Source organism: Staphylococcus lugdunensis (assembly GCF_002901705.1).
In the GTDB taxonomy this organism is placed as follows: domain Bacteria; phylum Bacillota; class Bacilli; order Staphylococcales; family Staphylococcaceae; genus Staphylococcus; species Staphylococcus lugdunensis.
Genome location: NZ_PPPV01000019.1, coordinates 1 through 7,947, shown reverse-complemented (window position 1 = coordinate 7,947; position 7,947 = coordinate 1). Strand labels below are relative to the sequence as shown.

6 protein-coding genes and 6 tRNA genes are annotated in these 7,947 nt (G+C 35.2%); all 12 read right to left on the bottom strand.

The window, feature by feature from the left end; translation table 11 throughout:
* A partial coding sequence (locus CD041_RS12220; RefSeq protein WP_219727431.1) for a hypothetical protein occupies nt 1–246 on the bottom strand: 246 nt, incomplete at its 3' end.
* A gap of 230 nt (nt 247–476) precedes the next feature.
* On the bottom strand, nt 477–1,328 hold the full coding sequence (locus CD041_RS11605; protein WP_070647996.1) for a Cof-type HAD-IIB family hydrolase: 852 nt from the start codon (nt 1,326–1,328) through the stop codon (nt 477–479).
* 267 nt (nt 1,329–1,595) lie between these two features.
* Entirely contained in the window at nt 1,596–3,401 is a 1,806-nt protein-coding gene (glmS, locus tag CD041_RS11600) for a glutamine--fructose-6-phosphate transaminase (isomerizing) (RefSeq protein WP_002478930.1), read from the bottom strand.
* Between the two features lie 738 nt (nt 3,402–4,139).
* Nucleotides 4,140–5,495, bottom strand: coding sequence for a phosphoglucosamine mutase (gene glmM, locus CD041_RS11595; RefSeq protein ID WP_002461291.1), 1,356 nt, complete (start codon nt 5,493–5,495; stop codon nt 4,140–4,142).
* 23 nt (nt 5,496–5,518) lie between these two features.
* Nucleotides 5,519–6,451, bottom strand: coding sequence for a CdaR family protein (locus tag CD041_RS11590; RefSeq protein WP_080606534.1), 933 nt, complete (start codon nt 6,449–6,451; stop codon nt 5,519–5,521).
* A gap of 1 nt (nt 6,452) precedes the next feature.
* Nucleotides 6,453–7,259: a diadenylate cyclase CdaA gene (cdaA, locus tag CD041_RS11585; protein ID WP_002461294.1), complete on the bottom strand. Its 807-nt coding sequence runs from the start codon at nt 7,257–7,259 to the stop codon at nt 6,453–6,455.
* Between the two features lie 136 nt (nt 7,260–7,395).
* Nucleotides 7,396–7,468, bottom strand: a tRNA-Lys gene (locus tag CD041_RS11580).
* A 3-nt stretch (nt 7,469–7,471) separates the two neighbouring features.
* Nucleotides 7,472–7,546, bottom strand: a tRNA-Gln gene (locus tag CD041_RS11575).
* Between the two features lie 5 nt (nt 7,547–7,551).
* Nucleotides 7,552–7,635 (bottom strand) — tRNA-Tyr (locus tag CD041_RS11570).
* Between the two features lie 15 nt (nt 7,636–7,650).
* Nucleotides 7,651–7,726 (bottom strand) — tRNA-Val (locus CD041_RS11565).
* A gap of 9 nt (nt 7,727–7,735) precedes the next feature.
* Nucleotides 7,736–7,807 (bottom strand) — tRNA-Glu (locus tag CD041_RS11560).
* A gap of 1 nt (nt 7,808) precedes the next feature.
* A tRNA-Asn gene (locus tag CD041_RS11555) sits at nt 7,809–7,883 on the bottom strand.
* Nucleotides 7,884–7,947: the final 64 nt, after the last annotated feature.

Below are 7,947 nucleotides of genomic sequence, written 5' to 3'. Positions count from 1 at the left end.
ATCTTGCTGCTGTTCTCTATTTTCACAATACTTCGTATTGAATGGCTTCGCTTTGCTAGGGTGCCGTCTCAGCCACCCCAACTTGCTTTGCTTGGCGAAATGCTTTTCACATTTCTCTTTGTTGGGCCCCCACCCCAACTTGCTTTGATCGACGAAATGCTTTTCACATTTCTCTTTGTTGGGGCCCCTGTCTTCGACTGGCACTGTTCCCTCAGGAGTCTCGCCATAAATACTTCGTATTAACATGTAATTTCACCTTTAAATGCTTAAAAAATAAGGCAGTTTCGTATCATTTAATAAATACTACTAAACTAAATGAACGAGGTGCCTTATGTATAATAATGATAACATGACGCAATATACGTTATTTATAGAAGCATCAGTTTTAATCACTTCAAATTATATTGTAAAAATCATAGCGAAGAAAAGATTTTAACATTACAATCTTAATACTTTGTATTTATGTCCCAACTTGGTTATAAAAATCTATCTGCTAAATAACGTGCTGCACCATCTTCTTCATTATCATAAACCGTAATATCGTCAGTCAAATCCTTTATTTCTGGACGTGCATTCTTCATGGCTACCGTAACATGACCATATTTAAACATCGCGCGATCATTATCACTATCTCCAATGACAAGCGTCTCTTGCTGTTGAATACCAAAATGCGCAATCATTTCAGCAATGCCACTGCCTTTATCAACACCATATGCCATCGTCTCAGCATTAAAGCGAGATGAATTAGATACGCTAATGTTCAAACTTAATTGTTGGTCAATAAGTGACTGCCTAAACTGAGTAATTTGTGCTAAATCTGTAGTGAATAAATATATTTTAGAATATGATGTTTCAGGCAATGTTTTAACCCAGTTAATCTTACCTTTGAGCGCGTCTTTACGAGAACGCCATTCGCTAATCCCTACATTGTTTTGTGGTTCTTCTTCCCTCACCATGCCACGCATCCAAGATTCATCTTGTTGCAGTGCAAGGCGTTGGCCTTCAAATGGAAAGACCTCATAATATATATGTTGTTGTTGTGCTAATTGAACAATTTTATTTACCGCTTCTTGTGTTAAACTATGTCGAAATATATTATGCGCTTTGACCTCACCACTGGTACCATTGGAACTTATGATACCATCAACTGTAAATCCTTTAGGAACAAGCTGATTAATTTCAGCATAAGAACGCCCTGTAGCAAGAAAGACCTTATACCCCTTAGCTCGCAATTGGTCTATTACTTCTTTAGTATAACCACTAGCTGTATTATCTTCGTGTAGGATCGTACCATCCATATCTAAAAATATTGCTTTAATTATATCCATCTTTCTTTGTAACCTCCTAAGGTAATCATCTTCTGATGTAATTATCTTCATTATAGACAATTATTGGCCAATGTTGAAATTTACTTATAGCGCTACAAATAGTCTTTGAAATGAGAATAATTATAGCAAATAAACTTACTGAAAAGTTTAATAACGTCTTCCTATAAAAAACAAGGAGTAAGACAATATTAGTTTAAATTTCGAAAAACCAGCTTGGGTATTTCTAAATACCTATTATTGTCCTACTCCCTATATATGTTAACTAATTTATTCAACCGTCACTGATTTTGCTAAATTACGTGGTTTATCAACATCTAATCCTCTATGCAACGCTGCATAATATGAAATAAGTTGCAATGTAACTACTGATACTAAAGGTGTTAACAACTCATGAACACGAGGAATTACATATGTGTCTCCTTCTTTTTCCAAGCCTTCCATTGAAATAATACATGGATGTGCACCGCGTGCAACAACTTCTTTGACATTACCACGAATAGATAAGTTCACCTTTTCTTGAGTGGCCAGCCCTATTACTGGTGTTCCTTCTTCAATAAGTGCAATCGTACCGTGTTTTAATTCTCCACCCGCAAAACCTTCAGCCTGAATATATGAAATTTCTTTTAATTTCAGTGCTCCTTCAAGACTGACATTATAGTCCATTGTTCGACCAATAAAGAAGGCATTACGTGTAGTTGCTAAAAAGTCTGTCGCAATTTGCTCCATTTTTGGTGTATCATCTACAATTGTTTCAATTGCTGTCGTTACTTTAGCTAACTCTCTTAATAAATCTATATCTGCTTCATGACCATGATGTTTGGCAATTACTTGAGATAATATTGCCAATACAGCAATTTGTGCCGTATATGCTTTTGTTGAAGCAACCGCAATCTCTGGACCAGCATGTAACAACAGTGTATGATCTGCTTCACGTGATAGCGTAGAACCAGCAACATTCGTAATGGTCAATGCCTTATGTCCTAGTCGATTAGATTCAACTAACACTGCACGACTATCAGCCGTTTCACCAGATTGTGAAATATAGATAAATAATGGTTTTTTAGATAGTAGAGGTGTATTATAGACAAATTCTGATGCTACATGCACTTCTGTAGGCGTACCTGCCCATTTTTCAAGATATTCTTTACCTACCAAACCGGCGTGATAACTTGTACCTGCTGCAATAATATAGATACGGTCTGCTTCAGCAACATCTTTAACAATATCAGCATCTATTTTTAAATTACCTTGTCCATCTTGATATTCCTGGATAATACGTCTCATGACAGCTGGTTGATCATTAATTTCTTTTAGCATATAGTGCGCATAAACACCTTTTTCAGCATCTGAAGCATCAATTTCAGCTGTATATGCATCACGTTCTTGAATATTGCCATCTAAATCTTTAATTGTTACACTTTCTCTTTTAACGATAACAATTTCATGATCTTTAATTTCTTTATATTGATTCGTAACTTTAATCATTGCTAAAGCATCCGAAGCAATAACATTAAAATGATCTCCAAGACCAACTAATAAAGGTGATTTATTCTTAGCAACGAAGATTGTATCTTTGTCTTGTTCATCTATTAAACCTAAAGCATAAGAGCCATGTAAGAGAGATACAACTTTAGTAAAAGCTTCCTCAGTAGATAACCCTTTATTTGAAAAATATTCTACTAATTGAACGATAACTTCAGTGTCTGTATCAGATACCAATGTTACATCTGTTAAATAGCTATCTCTTAGTTCTTCATAATTTTCAATTACACCGTTATGAACTAATGTAAAGCGTCCACTTGTTGATTGATGTGGATGTGAGTTTTGGTAATTAGGGACGCCGTGTGTAGCCCAACGCGTGTGACCGATTCCAATAGATCCATCAATATCATTATTGTCAGCCACTTTGCGTAATTCAGCGATTCTACCTTTTTCCTTAAAAACCTTTGTTCCCTCTTCATTAGCAACAGCAATACCTGCTGAATCATAACCTCTATATTCTAATTTTTCTAACCCTGATAATAATAATTCTTTGGCCTTATCATAACCTATATAACCTACAATTCCGCACATATATTTAATTTCCTCCATTAGAAATAATAAAGTACATTATATGACGTATTGCTGTAATTTAGATTAGCAATCATCTGTCATACCTTCATTTAAGCAAAGTTAAACAAGCCTGTCGTTCTATCGTTTCAAAAGCAAATTACAGCTCTATTTGTAGAAACATAAAAACAAGCCCTTATACTTTATTTTTCATGATATTAGTTTGGCGATCTTATTAATTTTGTCCATTAAGTTACCTCAATGTTTTATTTAATAAGCTGTCGAATGAGCCACATCCGGGATAGCATCCGCCGATCACTTCGATCACTATCCTCCTCGTCTACAAAAGTTAAATAAATGTCTCTAACAACTCTCTTGTATTAGTTGTTGGTCGTCAACATGTATTTAAACAATTGCACAGGCGCTATAATTGTTTTTTATTCACTTTCCTCCTTTCCATTAATGTTTATTTTACAATGTTTGAAAGTTATATTGCAAATATTTTCACAACATTATACGGAATTTTATTTAAAATTCTTAGAATAACCGAGATGTTAAAATAATTTTACACTACTAAATATAACTTTGCGCTATAAAAAAATAAATGTGTCATATTTATTTTTTAAGTGTTGTAGTTCCTTGAGCAAATTTAACCTCTGGAAAACTAATGTGAAGTTTTAAAAAAACATTTTATAAGAAAAAAAGCTAATGAAACAATTTAAATATGCTTCATTAGCTTTACATTACAATGTTTAACTTATTTTATTTTTCTAAGCCCATTTTCGCTTCTACAACTTGAGCAATTTGTTCGGCGTAGCGGTTTGCATTATCATCTGTAGAAGCCTCCACCATTACACGAACTAGTGGTTCAGTTCCTGAAGGTCTTACTAGAATTCGACCTTCTCCATTCATTTCAGCTTCAACTTTTGCTATTTCAGCTTTCACATCTTCATTTTTTTCCACATTATATTTATCTGTTACTCTTACATTTATAAGTGATTGTGGATATTTTTTCATTTGTGCCGCTAATTCACTTAGAGGTTTACCACTCATTTTAATGATTGAAGCTAATTGAATACCTGTTAATAAACCATCACCTGTTGTATTGTAATCCATCATTACAATATGTCCAGATTGTTCACCACCTAGGTTGTAGTCACCTTTTCTCATTTCTTCAACAACATATCTGTCGCCTACTTTAGTTTTATTTGAAGCAATACCTTCATTTTCTAAAGCTTTATAAAAACCTAAATTACTCATGACAGTTGAAACAATCATATCTTTTTTTAATTCTTGATTCTTATGCATCGCTTGGCCAATGATAAACATGATTTGATCACCATCCACGATTTGACCATTTTCATCAACCGCAATGATACGATCACCATCACCATCAAAGGCTAAACCGAAATCACTGTTTGTTTCTAATACAGTTTTAGCAAGATTTTCTGGATGAGTTGAACCACAATTTTCATTGATATTATACCCATCTGGACTGCATCCAATTGTTTCTGTATCTGCTTCTAAATCACCAAAAAGGAACGGTGCTAATGAAGACGTAGATCCGTTAGCGCCGTCTAACGCAATTTTCATACCTTCTAAATTAACATCTACTGTTGATTTTAAGAAACTTAAATATTTTTGTGCTCCTTCAAAATAATCAGAATAATGTACAATATCTTGTCCCACTGGTCTAGGTAATTCAGGATTTTGTTGTTCTAATAGGGCTTCAATTTCGTTTTCTTGATCATCTGACAATTTAAAACCATCTGAACCAAAAAACTTAATACCATTATCTGCAACAGGATTATGTGATGCTGAAATCATGACACCTAATTCAGCACCCATTTCTTTTGTTAAGTATGCAACACCAGGCGTTGATATCACACCTAATCTCATAACTTCTGCTCCGATTGAGACTAATCCTGCAATTAAAGCAGCTTCTAACATTTCTCCAGATACACGCGTATCTCTACCTACTAGAACTTTAGGATGCGCTTCATTCTCATTATGCGCTAATACATAGCCACCATAACGCCCTAATTTAAAGGCGAGTTCTGGTGTTAATTCTTTATTTGCAATACCTCTTACTCCATCTGTACCAAAATATTTCCCCATCAAAAATACTCCTCTACTTTTTATTAATTTATTGTAATTTCTGCGTTTGTTTCACTCGGGTCAAGTTTCGACACATGATCAGGCAATTTAAATTTCACGGTCTGACTCGTATTTTCTTTAACATCATCTAAATCTATTTCAGCTGTAACTTCTTTGATATTTGCTAAATCGTCTCGGTTGCCAAATAGTTCGACTTCATCATCATCAAGTTTGATGTTCTGTACTTTTGCATTATTTGGTAAAGATCCAACCGTTTTAACATTTACTTTAACTTTTTTAGAATACGGCTTAACCTTTACACTTAATTTAGCGCTGTCTGGTTGAATTGTAACATTTAACTTATTTAATTGTTTATCAAAAGCCGCAATGTCAGCAATATCTGTTGTATCTTTATCAATTTTATTGGTATTTCTAAATGTTGCCTTTAAATAAGCAATTTGATTTAACTGTTCTTTACCACCTGTAACCTTCACAGTTTCAGGAGATACCTTTTCTTCGCTTACTTTATAGTTACCAGCAATATCGTTATTACTAATATCAGGCGTGACATGCATTGTACGCGTCACTTTGTCTTCTAAAGTTACATGTGCTTGCTTAGGCTTCACATTATAATTAATATCATTGCTTAATCCCTTTACCACATAATCTTCTTTATAATTACCTGCTCTTGCTTTAGACAAATCTACTGCAACTTTAATATCATCTGCGTTCTCAATTTTAAGCAATTTAGATTGAGGTCCTGAAATCGTTACATCAACTGTGTCTGGTGCTTTAGTTACATGCAAATTTTTTGTATTATAAATTACTTGAACAGGTACATCTTCAATCGTCTTGGATGAATTTTGAGATAAGTCATTGTTACTAAAAATATTTCCAAATACATTATTCACAGATAAATAGAAAAATAGTGCCAATATAAATGCTACAAAACGTAAGCCCCATTTATTTTCTAACATGTCATTTCACACCCTTCTTTTGAAAGTGTGAGCCAAACCAATGTTCAGCTAGTAGTTCTTCAAATACTTCATTTGAAATATCTCGTCTCAACTTTCCATCAAAAGTAACTGAAATAGACCCCGTCTCTTCAGATACAATCACGGTGAAAGCATCAGAAACTTCAGAAATTCCGACTGCAGCACGATGTCTTGTACCTAAACTTTTAGATATTTTTGCGCTATCAGATAATGGTAAATAACTTGCAGCACTGGCAATTTTAGTTCCCTGAATAATCATTGCACCATCATGCAACGGAGTATTAGGAATAAACACATTCGTTAATAGCTCTTGTGAAATATCTGAATCTAAAGGAATTCCCGTTTCAATATAATCCTGTAAGCCTGTTTCTTTTTCAAAAACAATCAAAGCGCCTATACGTCTTTTAGCCATATATTGCACAGCTTTCGAAACAGCTTCTATTAATTTCTCTTCATCACGACTGTAAGTATTAGTATAGCGTTTAAACAAACTTCCTCTACCTAATTGTTCAAGTGCACGTCTTATTTCAGGCTGGAAGATAACAATAAGGGCAAGTACTCCCCATTGAATGACAATGTCAAACAACTTAGAAGTTGCTGTCAAATTAAGCACTTTACTAATTTGTTGAAAGATGACAATAACAACTATACCTTTGAGCAGTTGAATCGCTTTAGTTCCTTTAAAGACAGTAATGAGAAGATAGAGAACGTACCAAACAATAATCAAGTCAAGTACGCTTGTTATAATTTTTAAAGTACTTAGATTACTAAAAAAATTAGAAAAATCCATGACATCTCCTCCGGTTTCAATTTCATGATATTAATTATACCAATCATTATAATAACTGTCATATGAACACTATAATTTATGTCAAAATTTTTGATAAAAATAAAAAAAGCACTTTCCTGAGAGAAAGTGCAAACAATGAGCCATAGAGGATTCGAACCTCTGACCCTCTGATTAAAAGTCAGATGCTCTACCAACTGAGCTAATGGCTCTAATGGCTGGGCTAGCTGGATTCGAACCAGCGCGTGACGGAGTCAAAGTCCGTTGCCTTACCGCTTGGCTATAGCCCATAAAATGGTGGAGGGGGGCAGATTCGAACTGCCGAACCCGAAGGAGCGGATTTACAGTCCGCCGCGTTTAGCCACTTCGCTACCCCTCCGACTTATATTTAAAATGGTGGAGAATGACGGGTTCGAACCGCCGACCCTCTGCTTGTAAGGCAGATGCTCTCCCAGCTGAGCTAATTCTCCATAAAATAATGACTCCTACGGGACTCGAACCCGTGTTACCGCCGTGAAAGGGCGGTGTCTTAACCGCTTGACCAAGGAGCCATGGCTCCACAGGTAGGACTCGAACCTACGACCGATCGGTTAACAGCCGATAGCTCTACCACTGAGCTACTGTGGATTAATATAACTTGCCTGGCAACGTCCTACTCTAGCGGAACGTAAGTCCGACTACCATCGGCGCT